Below are 18,929 nucleotides of genomic sequence, written 5' to 3'. Positions count from 1 at the left end.
CTTATAAGCGGGGAAACCCCTACCAAGTCACGATGCCTGACAAAAGCGTAGCGAGCGGCAGTGATTTGTGGCCGAGAAGCGCCCCCGTACTTTAGTACGGGGGCGCCGAGCCGGTGAGCATCGCCGGCCGCAAAGCGCGACGCGCAGTAGCTTTGGTCAGGCATCCACCACTCAGCGTTTTTCGAACTGATGGGCACTTGCCTGCTTCAAATCCCTGGCTTCTTCAACCATCCTGCGGTGGGCGATCCGTTTGCGCATCACTTCCGCATGTTGCGCGGCAGTCATGGGGGGCACGGTCATCAAGTCCTTCAGCTGCGCGGTATTGCTGTAGTTACTTTTCATAAGACGGCTCAAATGCTCGGCTCCGTAGTGGATGAACTGGCTGCTTCTGATGTGATTATGCGCTGGTATTGGCCGCTGCGCCGCTACGTGCGGGATTATTGTCAAATAATTCCGCTGCAGCGCAACATGCGAGGTCTTATTGTGCGGCAAAATCATGTCTCCAGTATGACGTTGCGCAAATAAAAGGACAGGAAGAGCACCGTCAGCGAAAGGCGGACGGCGCCGGCCGGGGATGGCCTGAATGCTTACTTTTGGTAGTTGACTCTGACCAGCATGCGAATAAATTCTCGCGCGATTTGACGATGATGTTCATCTAATCTTTGCAAATCGGCAATTAATTTCACATCGGCGGACTCAAAACGCGACAAAGCGCTGCCCGCTTCGCCATTCGGCGTGGCGCTTTCCGGACCACCAAAACGCAACCATTCCGCTGGAACGCCCAACCATTGGGCAATCATGCGCAATTTCTCTTGCGTCGGAATTGCTTCACCTACTAACCATTTCCTAGCTGCATGCACGGTAATCGGGCGCCCGTCGAAACGGATATTGAATTCCCGGGCCAGTCTGGTCGGGCTGTCTGGAGAATAATGGGCGTTTTTGAGAGCCAACTGAAGTCGCTGGCTGAAGCTTTCGCGTTCGTTAGAAGAATTCATAGGTGTACTATTTCATGTTGTAACATGAAAGTCAGTTTCTTGAATGACCATACAGATTGTTACATTTGAAAAGAGTATAAATTAACAATTAACACTCCAGCCGGGCTTTTCAGGTGAAAAAGTGGGCCAAATTTTCTCTTGCGATTCTGCGTGGCTTCGGGTCAAATTCGCGGCTAGCCTTGATTTTCGCACTGCAGCACGATTCAAAGCCTCGGTTTGGCATTACAACGTACGGTATCGGATAATGCCCTTCTCTACCGATACACGCAATGCCCATGTCATACAATTTCTTGTAGACAAAGTTTTCAGAAGGGCCATTTTGTTTCCAACATGGAAACGATATGAACGACGTACTCATAGTGAAACGTTGTTTTTTGATCGTGCCGGCTGGAAAGAATCTGTGCCTGAAAATTTTACTGCCATCGCAGCGAAAAGAATGTCGCTGTTATGCCAGGAAAGCTCTTTTTGGTGTCATCTTGGCCACCAACTCTCGATCTTAAGCGCGTTTGCGCAAGAAGAATCAATTTATTTTCGGTAATTGTTGCCTTATTCGCCAAATCCCCCCAATCACGCCTTTCTTTGTTGCAGCACGGGCAGGGCACGCTACAATAGTATTGACGTTGACGTAAACGGCACTTTGCCACCCATTACCCTGCAGCACCCATCCAGCGACCGACCACCCATGCAACCGACACCGCCCGCAGCAATGACGACCTATACCATTACCGAACTGGCGCGGGAATTCGACATCACGGCGCGCGCCATCCGTTTCTATGAAGACCAGGGCTTGCTCAGCCCGAAACGCGAAGGCGCCGGCGGCCGCAGCCGCGTCTATACGCCGCGCGACCGCACCCGCTTGAAACTGACCCTGCGCGGCAAGCGCCTGGGCCTGGCGTTGTCGGAAATCAAGAGCCTGGTCGACATGTACGAGTCGCCGAAGGATACGCGCGCGCAGATGGACCGCTTCCTGGGCGTGCTGGCGCAGCACCGGCAGACGCTGGAGCAGCAGCGCATCGATATCGAAATGGCGCTGGCGGAAATCAGCGCGCATGAAGACGCTTGCGCACGCATGCTGGCGGACTTGAGCCTTGATAAGGCGCAAACAAACTAGGTATCCATACGGCGGCGCTTGCCGCGCAGCGCTTTACGCGTATCGCTTTACGTTTACGTAAACGTCACAACTGAGTATCATAGCTTCACTGACCCGGCATCCATGACCGCCACACTTATAACGACGACGAGGACGACATGCTCCATCTCCCAGGCTTGACCTTTGACCACGGCGACGACATCGCCTCCCTGCGCGAAGCGATCCAACAATTTGCCGCCGCCGAAATCGCGCCGCGCGCGGCCGAAATCGACCGCACGGACCAGTTCCCCATGGACCTGTGGCGCAAGATGGGCGACATGGGCTTGCTCGGCATCACCGTCAGCGAAGAATACGGCGGCGCCGGCATGGGCTACCTGGCGCACATCATCGCCATGGAAGAGATCTCGCGCGCCTCGGCCTCCGTCGGCCTGTCCTATGGCGCCCACTCGAACCTGTGCGTCAACCAGATCAAGCGCAACGGCACGGCCGAGCAAAAAGCCAAATACCTGCCGAAACTGATCACGGGCGAGCACATCGGCGCCCTGGCCATGTCGGAACCGAATGCGGGCTCGGACGTCGTCAGCATGAAGCTGCGCGCCGACTTCAAGGGCGACCGCTGGGTCTTGAACGGCACCAAGATGTGGATCACCAACGGCCCCGACGCGGACGTGCTGGTGGTGTACGCGAAAAACGACCTGGAAGCGGGTCCGCGCGGCATGACGGCGTTCCTGATCGAAAAGAATTTCAAGGGCTTTTCCATCGCGCAAAAACTCGACAAGCTGGGCATGCGCGGCTCGCACACGGGCGAACTGGTATTCCAGGATTGCGAAGTACCGGCCGAAAACGTGCTGGGCGGCCTGGGCAAGGGCGTCAACGTGCTGATGTCGGGCCTCGACTTTGAGCGCACCGTGCTGTCCGGCGGTCCGCTGGGCATCATGCAGGCTTGCATGGACCTGGTCGTGCCTTACGTGCATGACCGCAAGCAATTCGGCCAGCCCATCGGCGAATTCCAATTGATGCAGGGCAAACTGGCCGATATGTATTCGACCATGATGGCGTGCAAGGCCTATGTGTATGCCGTGGGCCAGGCTTGCGACCGCGCCACCACGCCGGAAGCCGTGCGCCAGTTGCGCAAGGATGCGGCCGGCGCCATTCTGTATAGTGCGGAGAAGGCAACGTGGATGGCAGGCGAAGCGATCCAGGCCCTGGGCGGCAACGGCTACATCAATGAGTATCCGGCCGGCCGCTTGTGGCGCGATGCCAAGCTGTATGAAATCGGCGCCGGGACCAGCGAAATCCGCCGCATGCTGATAGGCCGCGAACTGTTTGCGGAAACCAAGTAAGTACGGGCGCGCGATTATCGACTGGGTGATGAGCTATTCATGCGAGCACAGATATGACGCACATTGCCTTCCCCAAATTGCTCTCTTCCCAGATTGCATTCGATATCGCGCGCACCATCCGCGACGGCTTCGACAAGCATTACCGTTTGTTCCGCGAAACCAGCCAGCACGCCAAGCAGTATTTCGAGCAGGGCGCCTGGGCCGCGGCGCAGACGGCGGCCCGAGAACGCATCGACTTTTATGACAAGCGCGTGCAGGAATGCGTGCAGATGCTCGAAGACGAGTACGAAGAGTCGGAGTTGAGCGATGAAGTGTGGCGCGAACTCAAGCTGCACTACATCGGCATGTTGACGGAACACAAGCAGCCGGAACTGGCGGAAACCTTCTTCAATTCCGTCTGCTGCAACATCCTGCACCGCACGTATTTCAATAACGACTATATTTTCGTGCGGCCCGTCGTGTCCACGGAATACATCGAAACGCAAGACCCGGCCCCCACCTACCGCGTGTATTACCCCGGCCAGGATGGCTTGCGCTGTACCCTGCAATGCATGGTGACGGACTTCCAGTTGGGCTGCGCATTTGCCAACCTGGAGCGTGACGTGGCCCAGGTGGAAGCGCGGTTGCAGCAATTGTTTGGCGGCGACCGGCTGGAGCCGAACCACCAGATCCAGGTCTTGACCAGTTTGTTCTACCGCAACAAGGGCGCCTACCTGGTCGGCAAGGGCATCAATGGCAACCGCGAATACCCGTTTGTCGTGCCGATCCTGCACAACCGTCACGGCAAGCTGGTGCTTGACACGGTGCTGTTCGAGCACCAGCAGATCGCCGTGCTGTTTTCGTTTACGCGTGCCTATTTCCTGGTCGATATGGAAGTGCCATCGGCCTATGTGCAATTCCTGCGCAGCTTGCTGCCGCGCAAGCCGCGCAGCGAAATCTATACGATACTGGGCCTGCAAAAACAGGGCAAGACGCTGTTTTACCGCGACTACCTGCAGCATTTGAAACACTCGTCGGACCACTTTGAAAGCGCGCCCGGCATCCGCGGCCTGGTGATGCTGGTGTTTGCCCTGCCGTCGTTTCCGTATGTCTTCAAGGTCATCAAGGATTTCTTCCCGCCGCCCAAGGAAACCACGCGCGCGCAAGTCCAGCAAAAGTACTTGCTGGTGAAACACCACGACAGGGTGGGCCGCATGGCCGACACGCTCGAGTATTCCAACGTGGCCTTTCCCCGTGCCCGTTTTGCCGCGGAATTGCTGGCCGAGCTGAAACAATTCGCCCCCTCGCTGATCGAGGAAGACCACGAGCAGATCATCATCCGCCACCTGTACATCGAACGGCGCATGGTGCCGCTGAACATGTGGCTGAGCAATGCCGAAAAGGAAGGCCGCGATGACTTGGTCGAACACGCCATCGTCGAGTACGGCAACGCCATCAAGGAATTGGTGGCGGCGAATATTTTCCCTGGCGACATGCTGTATAAAAACTTTGGCGTGACCCGTCATCAGCGTGTCGTTTTTTACGATTACGATGAAATCGAGTACATCACCGATTGCAAGTTCCGCGTCATCCCCGAAGCGCGCACGGAGGAGGAAGAAATGTCGGCCGAACCGTGGTATCCCATCGGCAAGCACGATGTGTTTCCCGAACAATTCGGCACCTTCCTGCTGGGCAATCCCCGCATCCGCAGCTATTTCATGCAGCACCATGCCGACCTGCTGACGGCGCAATACTGGCAGGCGCGCAAGCAGCGCATCGAAGACGGCCATATCGAGGACGTCTTCCCGTATCCGCAGCACCTGCGTTTTTGTATGCAGTCACCTTCCCCACCCTTAACCGGAGATCCAACATGAATGATCCAGTCGTAATCGTCGGTGCCGCGCGCACCCCCATGGGCGCCTTCCAGGGCGACTTTGCCAACGTCACGGCCAGCGACTTGGGCGCCGTGGCCATCCGCGCCGCCGTCGAACGGGCCGGCGTGGCCCCCGATGCCGTTGAACACGTGTATTTCGGCAATTGCCTGATGGCTGGCCAGGGCCAGGCGCCCGCTCGCCAGGCCTTGCGCAAGGCCGGCTTGCCCGATTCCACGGGCGCCGTGACCCTGTCGAAAATGTGCGGCTCGGCCATGCAGACGACCATGTTCGCGCACGACACCTTGCTCGCCGGCAGCGCCGACGTGGTGGTGGCGGGCGGCATGGAATCGATGACCAACGCCCCCTACCTGGTGCCGAAGGCGCGCGGCGGCTACCGCATCGGCCACGGCATGATCTATGACCACATGATGATGGATGGCCTGGAAGACGCCTACAGCCGCGATGAAAAGGGCAATGCGCGCTCGATGGGCACGTTTGCAGAAGAGTGCGCCAGCCAGTACCAGTTCACGCGCGAAGCGCAGGATGCGTTTGCCATCGAATCCGTCAAACGCGCGCAAGCGGCCACCAAGGATGGCAGTTTCGAGTGGGAAATCGTGCCCGTGACCGTGTCCGGCCGTGGCGGCGACACCATCGTCAGCATCGATGAAGGCCCGCAAAAAGCCCGCCTGGAAAAAATCCCGACCTTGAAGGCGGCCTTCAAGAAAGATGGCACCATCACGGCCGCCTCGTCTTCGTCGATCAACGATGGCGCGGCCGCCCTGGTGCTGATGCGCGAATCGACGGCGAAAAAACTCGGCTGCACCGTCATCGCCAAAATCCACGGCCACGCCACGCATGCGCAGGCGCCGAACGAATTCACCACGGCCCCCATCGGCGCGGTGAAAAAGCTGTACGCCAAAACGGGCTGGAGCAGCAGCAATGTCGACTTGTTCGAGATCAATGAAGCGTTCGCGGCCGTACCGATGGCCGCCATGCACGACCTCGACATTCCGCACAGCAAGATCAACATCCACGGCGGCGCGTGCGCGCTGGGCCACCCGATCGGCGCCTCGGGCGCGCGCATCATCGTCACCCTGCTGGGCGCCTTGAAAAAAACCGGCGGCAAACGCGGCGTGGCAGCCCTGTGCATCGGCGGCGGCGAAGCGACGGCGATGGCGATCGAACTGGTATAAGCTCTTCCTGAGCACGGGCGCGCACCGCAGTTCACGGTGCGCGCCCTTTCATTTTATTTTCAGGGAGAAAACATATGCCTACCGCATTGATCATCGGCGCCTCGCGCGGCATCGGCCACGAGCTCGTCCGTCAATACCGCCACGATGGCTGGCGTGTCATCGCCACGGCCCGCACACCGGACGCCTGCGACGCCCTCGCGCAACTGGGCGCGGAAGCGCACCAGCTCGACGTGACGGACGTGGAAGGCTGTGCCGGCCTGGGCTGGAAGCTCGACGATGAAAAGCTCGACGTGGCCATCCTCAACGCAGGCGTGTACGGCCCCCGCCACGACGGTTTCCCCGCGCAAGCCGATTTCGACCTCGTCATGCACACGAACGTGCTGGCGGCCATGCGGCTGCTGCCGATCCTCGCGCCGCTGGTGGCCAACGCGAAAGGCAAGCTGGCCGTGCTGTCCTCGCACATGGGTTCCCTGAGCGAGCGGGGCAATCCCAGCGGTTCGCTGTACCGCGCCAGCAAGGCGGCCCTGAATTCCGTGCTGATCGACACAGCCCTCGTGCATGGCCCGCAAGGCGTCAGCTGCGTGGCTTTCCACCCGGGCTGGGTACGCACGGACATGGGCGGCGCCGGCGCCGATATTTCACCCGAGCAAAGCGCTGCCGGCATCCGCGCCACCCTGGCCAGCCTGCCGGCCACGGACAAGGCCGTGTTCCGCAACTACGATGGCAAGCCCATCGGCTGGTAATTCCCGCATCCACTATAAAAAAATACGAGACGACGTCCCATGATACTCAATGAAGAACAGACCATGATCCAGGAAGCGCTGCGCAGTTTTTCGCGCGAGCGCCTGGCGCCCAACGCGGCCCGCTGGGACAAGGAACATCATTTCCCGAAAGAAGAATTGCAGGAACTGGCCGCGCTGGGCGCCTTTGGCGTGGCCGTGCCGGAAGCGCTCGGTGGCGCCGGCCTCGACTACGTGTCGCTGGCCCTGGTGCTGGAAGAAATCGCCGCCGGCGATGGCGGCACGTCGACCATCATTTCAGTAAATAATTGCCCCGTGTGCAGCATCGCCATGATGTACGCCAACGATGCGCAAAAGGAACAATGGCTGCGTCCACTGGCGCAAGGCGCCATGCTGGGGGCATTTTGCCTGACGGAACCGCACACGGGCAGCGACGCCTCGGCCCTGCGCACCACGGCCACGCTTGACGGCAATGAATACGTCATCAACGGCACCAAGCAATTCATTACCAGCGGAAAATATGCGGACGTGGCCATCGTCATGGCCGTCACCGACAAGGCGGCCGGCAAGCGCGGCATCAGCGCCTTCTGGGTGCCGACGAACACGCCCGGCTACATCGTGGCGGGACTGGAGCAAAAGATGGGCCAGCATTCGTCGGACACGGCGCAGATCCTGTTCGAGAATTGCCGCATCCCGGCGGAAAATTTAATAGGCGAAGAGGGACAAGGCTACAAGATCGCCCTGTCCGGCCTGGAAGGCGGACGCATCGGCATCGCTTCGCAAGCCGTGGGCATGGCGCGCGCCGCGTATGAAGCGGCCCTGAGCTATGCGCGCGAGCGCGAGAGTTTCGGCAAGCCCATCTATGAGCACCAGGCCGTGCAATTCCGCCTGGCCGACATGGCCACGCAGATTGAAGCGGCGCGCCAGCTCATCCGCCACGCGGCGGCCATGAAGGATGCGGGCCTGCCGTGCCTGAAGGAAGCGGCCATGGCCAAGCTGTTTGCGTCGGAAATGGCGGAAAAAGTGTGCTCGGACGCCATCCAGGTGCACGGCGGCTACGGCTATGTGTCCGACTTCCCCGTCGAACGCATCTACCGCGACGTGCGCGTGTGCCAGATTTATGAGGGGACCAGCGATATCCAGAAGATTTTGATTGCCAGGGCTTTGTAAACCCGAGGCAGATGCTGGGGTCGTACCCTGCAGGGTACGACCCCGGGGTGACGCCCTTGGGTTTTCAATAGACGAAAAAAAAGCCTACTCAGGGTAGGCTTCGTTCCAATGTATTACCAATGCTTTAATCGTGTCATGGACGCCAGTGCTATCTGCAAAGTGCCTCCTGATTTTCGGACTCCCATGCTATCTGCATGGTGACTCCAAGTGTAAAATCGACCATCGTATCCGGAATTACAAAATCCATTTCTTCGCACTGTCACGCCATCGACATTACACCTGTCGGTCGCCGCGCTGAAACTGGATGGTGAGATGATTTGCTGCCAAATCTCAATCACTGAACGGAGTATAGCACAGCCTTTTGTGCGATGCAACAACCTTTTTAAATCAAGTCCTTAGCGCCAGCGGCTTGTCCTCTTGCCCGCCACGCGCCACCCTCTCGTATTCGGAAATCACTTGCGCGCCCAACAGCAGCAAAGTGGCGCCGATTTCCAGGCTGAACATGACGACGATGGCCGTCGTCATCGAGCCATACACGATGTTGACCTGCGACAAGGTGGAAAAATACCAGACCAGCACGTGGCGCGCGATTTCCCACAAGAGGGCCGCCGTCACGCCGCCGATCAGCGCATGCGTGATCGACAGGCGCCCCACCGGCATGACCAGGTAAATCGAGCTGAGCACCAGGATTTCACCCGCCAGCCCCAGCAGATACAGCAGCACGCCGGACACCCCTTCCAGGCCCCAGTCATGGCGTAAAAAGCGCACGCTTTCCTCGCCCATCACCTGCAAGCCGCCCGCCACCAGGGTGATCAGCAAGATGCCGACACCCAGGCACAGGATGTAGCAGTACGGCAGCACGGCGGAAATGAGGAAATGGCGGCGGCGGATGGCCACGCGGTGAATGAAAATCACGCTCATGGCGTTTTCCAGCACGGTGAACGCCAGCGAGCTGAAAAACAACATGGTCAGCAGCAAGAGCCAGCCGATCACGCCCCGGTTGTCGAGAAAATGCGCGATCTCGCCCACGATGGCTTTCGATTGCCCCGGCACCAGCCATTCCAGGTAATGGCCTATGGTTTGCAGCAATTCGTCCTGCGCGATCACGTGCGACAGGGCCACCACCACCAGCATCAGCAGGGGCACGATGGAGAGCAGCGAGTAATACGCGACGGCGCCCGCCAGCAGCAGGCCCTGGTTGGCGCGGAAACCCTTCAGCACCTGCAGCGTGAAGGCCAGCGGGTGGCTGAGGATGTAGGTACTGGCGTGGCGGTTGATCATGTCGGGTGCGGTGAAGAAGGCGGCGCGGCCTCGTGCCGCGCCTGCAATCACACTAGCATACTGACAATCGCCCCGCTGCACCGTACGCTAGCAGACGGCCGGCTCCAACAAGGTCAGGGTTTGCCGATCCGCATCCAGGGTCGCCAATATGCCCATCGGTATCGTGAACTGGTGGCGGATGTGGCCAAACGAATAGCCGCTGACAGCCGGCACGCGTAAAGGCTGCAAATGCTGGTCCAGGGTAGCATCGAGAGTCAGCGCGGTGTCGCCCTCGGCCGCCTCGCAATGCTCGAAGATGCCCAGCATCAAGGCCGCAGCCTTGTTGAACCCCACGGAAAGGTCGAGCTGGCACAGCATGCGGTCGATGCGGTAGGGCACTTCGTTGATTTCTTCGAGGAACAAAATATGCTTGCGGAAATCGGCCGCATACGGCGTGCCCGCCAGCGCGCTGACCATGCACAGGTTGCCACCCGTCAAGCGCCCCGTCGCCTGGCCGCCGTGCACGGTACGGATGGCGAAGTTGGCGTGCGTCTGCGCGCGGCGGTGATTGTCCAGCGCCATCGGGATCGTATAGCTGTCTTGCGGCGTCATCAGCACGTTTTGCAGCTGCGTCACCGTGTAATCGGAAAACGTGGACGAGGCCACGGGCCCGTGGAACGTCACCAGGCCCGTCTGGCGGCCGATGGCCAGGTGCAGGGCCGTGATGTCGGAATAGCCGATCAGCACTTTCGGATTCGCGCGGATCAAGGCATAGTCGAGCAGCGCCAGCAGCGAAATGCAGCCGGAGCCGCCGCGGATGGCCCAGACGGCCTTGACTTCCGGATCGCGAAACGCCGCGTGCAGGTCGTCCAGGCGCTGCTGCACCGTGCCCGCATAGTTGCCGTGCACGGCGCGAATATTCGCGCCCAAGCTGGCGCGCAGCCCCAGCGATTCGATATTGCGTACGGCCTTGGCGATGGACTCCTCATCCGTAAAACCGCCCGGTGCGATGATGGCGACCAGGTCGCCGTCGCGCAGGCGCGCCGGTTTGATCAATGCGTGTTGCTGTTGCATGCGTTTGCCCTTCCCTTGCGCGGCCGCCGCCCACGCCGGTGTGCCTGCCGCCCCCAAGGTGGCGGCCAGCAAGCCGCCGAAGCGGCGCCGGCTGAGATTGGTCTGACTGGACATGCGGCCCTTTCCTGGAATAAAAAACGGCGACGCCAGGCGCCGCCGCACGAGATTAGCATGCCAGCGGGATCACCGCCGGCATGGCCGCCTTACATGAACTTGTACTTCAGCTGGAACGACAGCGAACGGCCACGCGGGTCGGCCACGCGCGGGTCCCAGCCGGCGCCCACCACTTCATCCACGTTGTGCGCGGTGAACGGCGGATCGCGGTCGAACAGGTTCTGGATACCCACGGTAATCGTCGTATTTTTGAAGCCCGTGTACGTGCCCGACAAGTTATACGTGGTGTAGCTGGACACATCCGGCTTGAAGCCTGGCGGCGGCGTACCCTTGCCGCCATTCGGTACCTGGTCCTTGTAGCCCGACGAAAAGCTCTGGATCAGCAAGCCGCTCCAGTCGCCGCGCGACACGCCGAAGCTGGCGTTGTGTTTCCAGCGCAGGTACAGGTCGCGCGTATAAAACTTGCCGACCAGTTCCTGGTATTCCTGGCCTTGATATTCCGCGAACTTGAAGCTGTCCATATACGTGCCGTCCAGGGTCGCCGTCCATTTCGCGTCCTGGATCTTGCCCTCGCCGCGCAAGCCCACGTCGAGGCCACGCACGCGGCTGCCTGCCGCATTGATCCAGCCCGCCTGCACGTACTCGATGGTGCCGTCCGGATTGCGGTGGATGTACTGGTTCAGAGCCTGGTAGTTGGTCAGCACGATTTGCGGCGTGCGGTTCAGGATGCGATCCTTGGTATTGATGGCCCAGTAGTCGAACGAGGCCGAATATCCCTTGAAGGGCTCGATGACAAAACCGACGCTGCCCTGCTTCGACGTTTCCGGCTTCAGGTTCGTGTTGCCACCCGTCTTGTAGTCGAGGCGGTCGATGGCGCAGTACTCGGGCACGCCCGGATGCTTGGCGCAGCCTTCCTGGTCGATCACGCCGTTCGGCAATTCCTGGCTCAGCGAACCGGAGTACAGCTGCTGGAAGCTTGGCGCGAGGAAACCCTTGCTGGCCGAACCACGGAACAGCAGGAAATCGGTTGGCTGGTAACGGAAAGCCACTTTCGGATTTGTCGTCGCGCCCACCAGGCTGTAATCATCGCGGCGGATGGCCAGCTGCATTTCCAGGTCCTTCGTGACCGGCACCAGCAATTCGGCATACACGGCCTTGACGGTACGGCTGGCATCTTTCAATGCGGCATTGCCTGGCGCCAGCAGGATCTGGATGGCGTCGACATCTTGCCCGAAGCTGTAACCTTCGCGGCGCAAGTCAAAACCGGCTGCCATGGCCAGCGCACCGGCCGGCAGCTGGAACAGTTCGCCCGAAACGGAACCGTCGATCTGCGTCAGGGTCGTCTTGCCATGTTGGAAGTCGCCACGGAACTTGGTCGATTCGATCAATTGCTTGGCCGCTTCCGTCTGGCTCTGGCCGGCGCCCACCCATGGATTGATGATGCCGCTGGCCAATGCCGCGTACAGCTTGTCCGTATAGGAATAGCCATCCGTCAGCTTGGTCTTGGTACTGCTTTCGGCGCGCGAAATGCCGGCCTTGTAATCCCACTTGCCAAAGTTCCCCTCAAAGCCCACCAGCACGCGGGCATTGTCGGTGGTGTTTTCCTGCGTGCGGTTGCCCACGTCATTGGCGCGCCATTTGTAGGAAATCGGCTTGGTCTTGTCGAACGAGGGGATGTAGGCCGACAGGTCCTGGTAGTACGCGCCACCGACCGGATACAGATTCTTGTTGGCGACAGTCGCCTGCACCTGCATCGGCGTCAAGATGGCCGTGGCCTTGGTGCGCGAACCGAGCACCTCGACGAACATGCGGTGGTCGGGCGCCAGCTGGAACGTACCGCGCGACAACAGATTGGCCCGTTCGACGGGGAATTGCAGCACATAGTCGGCGCCATAGTCGTAGGCGCAGGAATATTTGGTGCGCAGCGGCGAGGTCACGTCTTTCCACAGCTCCGTCTGGTACTGCGACATGCCGGCGATGCTGTCGCACTTGCCCTGGAAGCTCAGCGGATTGGCTTGCAGGTATTTATTCGCATCGCCGGGCAGCTGGAACGAGGCGCCCAGCGCCGTGCCGGCACCCGCCATCTGGTTGGCGAACGGCGTGCCCGTGGTGTCGGGCGACAAGCCGCGGCCCGGCTGGTAGCCGTTGACGAAGGAGCGGTCGCTGCCATTCAGGCGCTGCGCCTTGTCGACGGTCAGGCTTGCCATGATGTTATAGCGATCGCTTTCCAGCGAGCCCGTGCCGGCCAGCAGCGAGGCGCGGCGCGTGGCGCCGCCGCCTGCCTGCGTGTCGTTGGTGGAGACGGACGCTTCCACGCCGCTGTAATTGGTTTTCAGAATGAAATTGATCACGCCGCCGATGGCGTCCGTGCCGTAGATGGCCGAGGCGCCATCCTTGAGAATTTCCACGCGCGAAATCGCGCCCAGCGGTATCGAGTTCAGGTCGACCGACTTGCCGCTGGCGCCATGCGTGGCGATGCGGCGGCCGTTCAACAGCACCAGGGTGCTCGATGGACCGAGGCCGCGCAGCGAGGCGAACGAGGCGCCGCCGCTGACCCTGTCGGCATCCGCGCCAAACACGTTATTGCCCGAAGTCATGTTATCGGCGCCCGTGCCATTCGCCGACAGGGTACGCACCAGTTGCTCGGTCGTCGTGATGCCCTGCTTTTCGATCTGTTCAAACGAAATGACTTGCACCGGCAACGCGCCTTCCTTGGCGACGCGTTTGATGCTGCTGCCCGTGACTTCGACCCGTTGCATTGCTGGCGCCGCCGCTTCCTGTGCCATCACCGGCCCCACCACCCCCATCAATGCCACCAATTGCGCTAGCTTCTTCAATTTCACGGGTCTCTCCTTTATTTGGGCAATCGAAACTTGAGTTCTCAAGTCAGGCTGTTAGATATGTCGCAACGTCTGTCTCGCAGTACATTTTTTTATGACATTTGCGCATGACTTTATTTGTTTTCATTTTCAGAGTAGCGCGATGCATCCGGGCCCAGCCAATGAAAAATGCTTTCCTAACCATAACTTTTTGGAATGAATGCCCTTTTCAGTGACATGGTCACTTGCCTGCGGGGCTAGCCCTGCTTTTATCCACGTCCAGATAGCGCCAGGACGTGAATTCCACGGGGTGGCGCCTGTAGTTTTTTAGCCACGGTTGTTGCAGGTCGGCAGAGATGGGATGCGTCAGCAATACCCACGGCGTGTAGGCGTGGATCAGCTGAAACAGGTCGAAGTACAGACTGCGTCGGCGCGGCGTATCGGATAGCAGGCGCGCCTCCTCATAGCGTTTATTGTAATCGGGCAAATTGAAGCGGGCATAGTTGGCGCGGCCAACGTTGCCGCCATACAACAATTGCATAAAGTTATCGCCATCGGGGAAGTCGGCGATCCAGTTGGTTTCGAACATCTGCACCTTGCCCAGGCGCGACGCCTTGATGATTTCCGTCTTCTTGTCGCTCTTGAACTCCACGCGCACGCCGATGGCGTTCAGGTTGCGGCGCCACAATTCATCGCGCAAGCGTCCCACCGTGCTCGGTTCCGTGTGCATGGTAAGCAGCAAGGGTGTGCCGTCCGGCCGGGTGCGGAAACCATCGGGACCTGCCTTGTAGCCGAAGCGGTCCAGCAGGGCGCGCGCCAGCACGGGATCGTAGCCGACGGGGCTGCGGTAGTGCTTGTCGTAACCGAGCACATTGGGCGGCAGCGGCGACTGGGCTGGCAAGGCCAGGCCTTTTTTGAGCAAGGCGATATCTTCGCGGCTGTTGTAGCTGAGGGCGATGGCGCGCCGCAGGGCCAGCTTGTCCTTGCTCGTGCCGCCCAGCACGGGATCGTCCATATTCATCCACATGTAATACGTTTGCAGCACGGGAAAGCGCGTCAGCTGCAGCCCCTTGGCAAGCAATGCCGGTTTCAGCGCGCCATTTTCCAGCACCATGTCCGTCATCGATTCCGGCACTTGTTCCAGGTAATCGAATTCGCCTTTCAGGAAACCCAGCATGCGCGATTGATATTCCTCGACGATGCGCACCTCGATGCGCTCGACCAGCGGTAATTGCTTGCCTTCCAGCGCGGTGGCGATGGCGCGCGTGTCGACCGGCAAGGCGGCCAGCGCCTTGGCCTCCGTATGGAACACGGTGGCACGGAAAGTCGGGTTGGCTTGCAGCACAATCTTGTCGCTGCGTTTCCATTCCTTCACCAGGAACGGCCCCGTGCCGACGGGGTGATTACCGATCTGCCCTGCCGCCGGGTACGCTTCAGCCACTTCGCGCGCCACCACCGCTGTCGCCGGCATCGCCAGGTAAAACAGGAAGTTCGGATCGACGCCGTTCAGGCGGATGCGCAGGGTGTATTTGTCCAGCGCCTGCAAGCCGGCGATCGGCGTGTCATAGCTGAATTTTGTTTTCAGGGCCGCATCGCCCACCAGCTTGTCTTCCAGCAAGAACAACCACGGCGACTTCAGGCTGGGGTCATACAGCCGCGTCAAGCTGTACACATAATCCTGCGCCGTCACTTCGCGCGGCTGGCCCTTGAAAGCGGGATCGGGTGTAAAGAAAATGCCGGGCTGCAAGTGAAAGATATACGTGCGTCCGCCATCTTCCACGCTCGGCAAGCCGCGCGCCGTGTTGCCCTGCAGCTGCACCGGGCGCGCCAGGTAATCGTAGCGCAAGAGCGGGTCGAAAATGTTTTCCATCAAGTTCAGGCTGGCCAGGTCCGATGCCACGGCCGGGTCCAGGCCCGTCTCGCTGGTGCTCAAAAACAAGTGCAGGGTCTTGCCGGCGCGGGTGGCATCGGCGGTGGCATGGGCCGGCACAGTCAAAAGCGTCAACAGGGCCAGGCCGGCGGCGCAGGCGGTTTTGCGTAAAAACATCATCAGTGATCCAGTGCAGACAAAGGTAAGGAACAGCGCTAAGCGACAGGCATCCCCCACACTACGCGGGCAAGCGACGGGGCGCCAATGAAAACAGGCTGCCAGCTTATAACTTTTTGGCATGCGATTGCTGCATTCTTTCATCAACTCGTATCGGGCTACCCCTATACTTTGTTTGCAGACATTTTTCACTCCCGACACACAGAACTGATCGCATATGGCACTTAATTACATCTGGTCCGGCTTTTTCCTCGTTGGCTTCCTGGCCGCAGTGCTGCAGTGGCTGTTTCTCGGCGATACCGATATCTTCAAGCGCATCATCGATGGCACCTTCGAGACAGCACGCATGGGCGTGATGGATATCGCTCTGCCGCTGGCCGGCGTGATGACCTTATGGCTCGGCATCATGAACATCGGCGAAAAGGCGGGCATCGTCGGCTGGCTGGCGAAAGTGATTGCCCCCTTCTTTTCGCGCATCTTCCCGGAAATTCCGAAAGACCACCCGGCCACAGGCCACATGGTGATGAATTTCTCGGCCAACCTGCTGGGCCTGGACAATGCAGCCACGCCGTTCGGCTTGAAAGCCATGGAAAGCCTGCAAACCTTGAACCCGAACAAGGAAGAGGCGACGAATGCGCAAATCATGTTTTTGGTACTGCACACCTCGGGCCTGACCCTGATTCCGCTGGCCATCATGGCGCAGCGCTCCATCCTCGGCGCGGCAGACCCGTCCGACATCTTTATCCCCTGCATGATCGCCACCTATGTGGCCACCATGGTCGGCATCATCACGGTCTCCATCAAGCAACGCATCAACTTGCTCAACCGGGTCGTGCTGGGCTGGATGGGCGGCATGACGAGCGCCATCGTCGCCATGATCTGGTACTTTACGCAATACCTGACGAAACAGGAAATCGAGCTGGTGTCCAAAGTGGTCAGCAACCTGGTATTGATCAGCGTGATTGCCATATTTATTATTGGTGCGCTGCGCAAGAAGGTGAACGTGTACGACGCCTTCATCGAAGGAGCAAAAGGCGGCATCCAGACCTCGATCACCGTGATTCCCTACCTGGTCGGCATGCTGGTGGCCATCAGCGTGATCCGCAATGCGGGCGTGTTCAATTTCCTGATGAGCGGCATGAACTGGTTCTTCGCCAACCTGGGTATCAATACGGACTTCGTGCCCGCCTTGCCGACCGCCATGATGAAGCCGCTCAGCGGCTCCGGCTCGAAGGCCATGATGATCGATGCCATGAATACCTACGGCGTCGACTCGTTCGTCGGCCGCCTGGCCTGCGTCTTCCAGGGCTCGGCCGACACCACCTTCTATATCGTGGCCCTGTATTTCGGTTCCGTCGGCATCCGCAAGACGCGCTATGCCATCACGGCCGGCCTGATCGCGGATCTGGCTGGCGTGATTACCGCCGTCTTCGTTGCCTACGTCTTTTTCCACTAAGGAGCACCATGTTACGTCCTGTTCTGATGGCTGCGCTGTTGGCGGGTCTGGGCCTGTCGACCGCCCACGCGCAATTGCCCGAATCCGTCAGCCTGCTGCTGCGCAGCGCAAATATTCCGGAAGACGCCATGGGCGCCATCGTCTTGCGCGGCAACGCCACCGTGCTGTCACATGGGGCCGAGCGCAGCATGCAGCCCGCGTCCACCATGAAGCTGGTGACGACGGCCGTGGGCCTGGAGCAGCTGGGCCCCATCTTTCGCGGCCGCACGGAGTTGCGCACCAGCGCCGATGTCATCAATGGCGTGCTGAAGGGCGACTTGATCCTGCGCGGCGGCGCCGACACGGATTTCAATGCGGACGTACTCGCACACATGCTGCAAACCCTGCGTAACCAGGGCATCGTCAAAATCAAGGGTGATTTGATCCTCGACCGCCAGCTGTTCCAGCCGGCCCGGCCCGATATCGGCGCAGCACCTTTCGACGAATCCGCCGAATTCCGCTACAACGTCATTCCCGATGCATTATTGCTGAACACCAATCTGCTCGATATCAACATGAACTCGACGGAGCGGCAATTGAGCATCCTGATGCAGCCGCCGCTCGAAAATGTCAGCATCACGAGCGACATGAAACTGGTCAAGGGCAGTTGCGCCAGATGGGAAGACGGCTGGCGCCCGCCCGAATACCGGCGCGATGCGAACGGCAAGCTGCAGGTGATTCTGCACGGCACCTTCCCGCAAAATTGCAGCAAGGCCACCAGCATCAACGTGCTCGACCGCAACGATTATGCGGACCGTTTGTTCCGTGCCACCTGGAAACGCCTGGGCGGCACGATCACGGGCACGGTGCGCGAAGCGCCGGCAACAGGCTTGCCGCCAACGGCCGAACCCGTCGGCACGCGCATACTGGCCGACCACGTGGCGCGCGCCTTGCCCGAGGTCTTGCGCGATATCAACAAGACCTCCGACAACACCCTGGCCCGTACTTTGTTCCTGAGCCTGGGCAGTTTGCAGAGCGATGGCTGGTTAGGCAGCCGCCCCGTCGCCATGGCGGTGCCGGAAGACACGGCCAGCCGGGCACGGCAAGTCATCCAGGAATGGTTCCAGCGGCACAATATCGATACCCAAGGCATGCTGGTCGACAATGGTTCCGGCTTGTCGCGCACGGGACGCATTGCGCCAGCGCAAATGGCCGGCGTCTTGCAGGCGATGCAGCAAAGTCCGTGGGCGCCCGAGTTCCAGTCCAGCCTGCCCATCGTCGCGCTGGACGGCACCATGCGCAAGCGCCTGTTGAACAGCCCGGCCGCCGCGCGGGCCCGCATCAAGACGGGAACGTTGAAGAATGTCGTCGCCATCGCCGGCTATGTGCCCGACGCCAACAACCAACTGTGCGTGGTGGTCGCCATGATCAATAGCGACCTGGTGGGCAATGGTAATGGCCGCGCAGCGGTCGATGCGCTGATTGAATGGGTCGCCAGGAGCGGCGCCACGCCGGTAGTGGCCGGCCAATAAAACCAAGAAGAAGGCAGCGCGCAGCGCTGCCTTTTTTTTCGCCTGCTGAACCGAACACCCGGGGTCAGCCCCTCCACACCGCCAACGCCAGATTCGGCGCCAACGCAGGAGGGGGTCTGACCCCAGCCTTCGTTTGGGGTTCGCCATCACAAACCGCCAGACGAAAAAAAACCCGACCATTTCTGATCGGGTTTTTCTCTACTGCGAATAACAAGCCTGACGATAACCTACTTTCACACTGGTTGCAGCACTATCATCGGCGCA

The 18,929-nt window shown here is 60.0% G+C and carries 14 protein-coding genes; 8 read left to right on the top strand and 6 right to left on the bottom strand.

Annotated elements, in window-relative coordinates:
- Nucleotides 1-171 precede the first annotated feature (171 nt).
- The gene (locus IGS58_RS28195; RefSeq protein ID WP_230523286.1) at nucleotides 172-498 is read right to left on the bottom strand and encodes a hypothetical protein; all 327 of its coding nucleotides are present in this window, start codon (nucleotides 496-498) and stop codon (nucleotides 172-174) included.
- Between the two features lie 89 nt (nucleotides 499-587).
- Nucleotides 588-995 (bottom strand): hypothetical protein, encoded by a 408-nt coding sequence (locus tag IGS58_RS28190; protein WP_034753756.1) that lies wholly within the window; start codon nucleotides 993-995, stop codon nucleotides 588-590.
- A gap of 706 nt (nucleotides 996-1,701) precedes the next feature.
- Between IGS58_RS28190 and IGS58_RS28185 the strand changes: the two genes are divergently transcribed.
- The 6 genes from IGS58_RS28185 to IGS58_RS28160 all read left to right on the top strand — a co-directional run bounded on the left by IGS58_RS28185 (nucleotide 1,702) and on the right by IGS58_RS28160 (nucleotide 8,384).
- On the top strand, nucleotides 1,702-2,106 hold the full coding sequence (locus IGS58_RS28185; protein WP_034780980.1) for a MerR family transcriptional regulator: 405 nt from the start codon (nucleotides 1,702-1,704) through the stop codon (nucleotides 2,104-2,106).
- Between the two features lie 137 nt (nucleotides 2,107-2,243).
- A complete protein-coding gene (locus tag IGS58_RS28180; protein WP_070260712.1) occupies nucleotides 2,244-3,428 on the top strand; it encodes an isovaleryl-CoA dehydrogenase in 1,185 nt (394 codons plus the stop codon).
- A 53-nt stretch (nucleotides 3,429-3,481) separates the two neighbouring features.
- Nucleotides 3,482-5,281 (top strand): bifunctional isocitrate dehydrogenase kinase/phosphatase, encoded by a 1,800-nt coding sequence (gene aceK / locus IGS58_RS28175; protein WP_230523245.1) that lies wholly within the window; start codon nucleotides 3,482-3,484, stop codon nucleotides 5,279-5,281.
- Complete coding sequence (locus IGS58_RS28170; protein WP_070260716.1) at nucleotides 5,278-6,474, top strand: acetyl-CoA C-acyltransferase; 1,197 nt, start codon at nucleotides 5,278-5,280, stop codon at nucleotides 6,472-6,474. Before aceK ends, IGS58_RS28170 begins: the two co-directional genes overlap by 4 nt.
- Nucleotides 6,475-6,548: 74 nt before the next feature.
- Complete coding sequence (locus IGS58_RS28165) at nucleotides 6,549-7,217, top strand: SDR family oxidoreductase (protein ID WP_070260718.1); 669 nt, start codon at nucleotides 6,549-6,551, stop codon at nucleotides 7,215-7,217.
- Between the two features lie 39 nt (nucleotides 7,218-7,256).
- Nucleotides 7,257-8,384: an acyl-CoA dehydrogenase family protein gene (locus IGS58_RS28160; RefSeq protein WP_092613125.1), complete on the top strand. Its 1,128-nt coding sequence runs from the start codon at nucleotides 7,257-7,259 to the stop codon at nucleotides 8,382-8,384.
- A 387-nt stretch (nucleotides 8,385-8,771) separates the two neighbouring features.
- Here the strand turns inward: IGS58_RS28160 and IGS58_RS28155 are convergent, their stop codons facing one another.
- The 4 genes from IGS58_RS28155 to IGS58_RS28140 all read right to left on the bottom strand — a co-directional run bounded on the left by IGS58_RS28155 (nucleotide 8,772) and on the right by IGS58_RS28140 (nucleotide 15,698).
- Nucleotides 8,772-9,665, bottom strand: a complete 894-nt coding sequence (locus tag IGS58_RS28155; RefSeq protein WP_099395801.1) for a YihY/virulence factor BrkB family protein — start codon at nucleotides 9,663-9,665, stop codon at nucleotides 8,772-8,774.
- An 87-nt stretch (nucleotides 9,666-9,752) separates the two neighbouring features.
- Nucleotides 9,753-10,832: a S66 peptidase family protein gene (locus tag IGS58_RS28150; protein WP_230523244.1), complete on the bottom strand. Its 1,080-nt coding sequence runs from the start codon at nucleotides 10,830-10,832 to the stop codon at nucleotides 9,753-9,755.
- An 89-nt stretch (nucleotides 10,833-10,921) separates the two neighbouring features.
- On the bottom strand, nucleotides 10,922-13,675 hold the full coding sequence (locus IGS58_RS28145; RefSeq protein WP_070260724.1) for a TonB-dependent receptor: 2,754 nt from the start codon (nucleotides 13,673-13,675) through the stop codon (nucleotides 10,922-10,924).
- A gap of 217 nt (nucleotides 13,676-13,892) precedes the next feature.
- Complete coding sequence (locus IGS58_RS28140; RefSeq protein WP_230523283.1) at nucleotides 13,893-15,698, bottom strand: ABC transporter substrate-binding protein; 1,806 nt, start codon at nucleotides 15,696-15,698, stop codon at nucleotides 13,893-13,895.
- Between the two features lie 217 nt (nucleotides 15,699-15,915).
- Here IGS58_RS28140 and IGS58_RS28135 point away from each other — a divergent pair, with 217 nt between their 5' ends.
- On the top strand, nucleotides 15,916-17,154 hold the full coding sequence (locus IGS58_RS28135; protein ID WP_034753725.1) for a nucleoside recognition domain-containing protein: 1,239 nt from the start codon (nucleotides 15,916-15,918) through the stop codon (nucleotides 17,152-17,154).
- A gap of 8 nt (nucleotides 17,155-17,162) precedes the next feature.
- Entirely contained in the window at nucleotides 17,163-18,665 is a 1,503-nt protein-coding gene (gene dacB / locus IGS58_RS28130) for a D-alanyl-D-alanine carboxypeptidase/D-alanyl-D-alanine endopeptidase (RefSeq protein ID WP_230523243.1), read from the top strand.
- Nucleotides 18,666-18,929: the final 264 nt, after the last annotated feature.

The organism is Janthinobacterium sp. EB271-G4-7A (assembly GCF_020858075.1).
GTDB classification, from domain to species: domain Bacteria; phylum Pseudomonadota; class Gammaproteobacteria; order Burkholderiales; family Burkholderiaceae_D; genus Janthinobacterium; species Janthinobacterium lividum.
Note: the sequence above shows the minus strand (reverse complement) of the source record. Positions and strands in the feature narration are given on the sequence as shown.

Excerpts from the sequence above, each read along its gene's own strand:
- IGS58_RS28160 (WP_092613125.1), top strand. The coding sequence starts at position 7,257 with ATGATACTCAATGAAGAACAGACCATGATCCAGGAAGCGCTGCGCAGT.
- dacB (WP_230523243.1), top strand. The coding sequence starts at position 17,163 with ATGTTACGTCCTGTTCTGATGGCTGCGCTGTTGGCGGGTCTGGGCCTG.
- IGS58_RS28180 (WP_070260712.1), top strand. The coding sequence starts at position 2,244 with ATGCTCCATCTCCCAGGCTTGACCTTTGACCACGGCGACGACATCGCC.
- IGS58_RS28195 (WP_230523286.1), bottom strand. The coding sequence starts at position 498 with ATGATTTTGCCGCACAATAAGACCTCGCATGTTGCGCTGCAGCGGAAT.
- IGS58_RS28135 (WP_034753725.1), top strand. The coding sequence starts at position 15,916 with ATGGCACTTAATTACATCTGGTCCGGCTTTTTCCTCGTTGGCTTCCTG.
- IGS58_RS28190 (WP_034753756.1), bottom strand. The coding sequence starts at position 995 with ATGAATTCTTCTAACGAACGCGAAAGCTTCAGCCAGCGACTTCAGTTG.
- IGS58_RS28155 (WP_099395801.1), bottom strand. The coding sequence starts at position 9,665 with ATGATCAACCGCCACGCCAGTACCTACATCCTCAGCCACCCGCTGGCC.
- IGS58_RS28140 (WP_230523283.1), bottom strand. The coding sequence starts at position 15,698 with ATGTTTTTACGCAAAACCGCCTGCGCCGCCGGCCTGGCCCTGTTGACG.
- IGS58_RS28170 (WP_070260716.1), top strand. The coding sequence starts at position 5,278 with ATGAATGATCCAGTCGTAATCGTCGGTGCCGCGCGCACCCCCATGGGC.
- IGS58_RS28150 (WP_230523244.1), bottom strand. The coding sequence starts at position 10,832 with ATGTCCAGTCAGACCAATCTCAGCCGGCGCCGCTTCGGCGGCTTGCTG.
- aceK (WP_230523245.1), top strand. The coding sequence starts at position 3,482 with ATGACGCACATTGCCTTCCCCAAATTGCTCTCTTCCCAGATTGCATTC.
- IGS58_RS28185 (WP_034780980.1), top strand. The coding sequence starts at position 1,702 with ATGACGACCTATACCATTACCGAACTGGCGCGGGAATTCGACATCACG.
- IGS58_RS28165 (WP_070260718.1), top strand. The coding sequence starts at position 6,549 with ATGCCTACCGCATTGATCATCGGCGCCTCGCGCGGCATCGGCCACGAG.